Below are 813 nucleotides of genomic sequence, written 5' to 3'. Positions count from 1 at the left end.
AGAAATCATCTGCAAAATGGTAACCCAGTAAAAGAGCCCCCGCAGGATTTAAATGAGCCATATCATCCTGGAAAATATAACAGCGCTACCAACGACTTTACAATCCTTCCATCGACTATTGGGGATCTGAAAAATTTAAAAGTGTTGGAACTTGGCGGTAGTTCAATACCGGAAATTCCTAGTGAAATTGGTAATGCTACTGCATTAGAAGCGCTGTACTTTAGTTGGAGTGAGGATTTAGTAAATCAACAAATACCTTCTACAATAGGTAATTTGACCAATTTGAAGCACTTCCATATACAAAATGCTGGAATTGTTGGTGAAATGCCTTCGAGCATGTCAAATTTGACATTATTATCCTACGTTAGGATAGGAAATCATAAAACATCCGGTTCAAACTTTCCGATGAATAATTTAACAGGCTCACTGCCTGATTTTAGTAGGGCTACAAATATGAGATTATTTGCAATGCAACGAAACTCCCTAACCGGAGACTGGCCTTCTTATTGGAATAATGGTAGTTTTACCAAATTGTTTACGCTTCGTGGAGACTATAATAACTTTACGGGAACACTGCATGGATTTGATAAGCTTCCTGCCATGAAGAGCTTTGGGATTTATAGTAACTCAATCAGTGGCAATATATCCGTTGCTACAGACTTATATCAAGGGATAATTATTTTCTCTATAGGAAACAATAACATAACTGGTAATTTCCCTTCAAGCGGCTGGCCTAATTTTTGGGATTTACGCCATTTTGATGCCGATAATAATGGCATAACGGGTAGCATATCTTGTGAGTTCTGGCAAAGA

At 37.9% G+C, this 813-nt stretch carries 1 protein-coding gene; it reads left to right on the top strand.

Features of this window, described 5'->3' with window-relative positions; all coding sequences use genetic code 11:
* The coding region (locus tag NC796_RS26630; protein ID WP_409070432.1) for a hypothetical protein at positions 1-813 on the top strand (813 nt) is incomplete at both ends.

The organism is Aliifodinibius sp. S!AR15-10, assembly GCF_031569985.1.
Taxonomy (GTDB): domain Bacteria; phylum Bacteroidota; class Rhodothermia; order Balneolales; family Balneolaceae; genus JAMQKA01.
The sequence above is the reverse complement of the archived record's forward strand: the minus strand, read 5'-3'. Positions and strand labels throughout refer to the sequence as shown.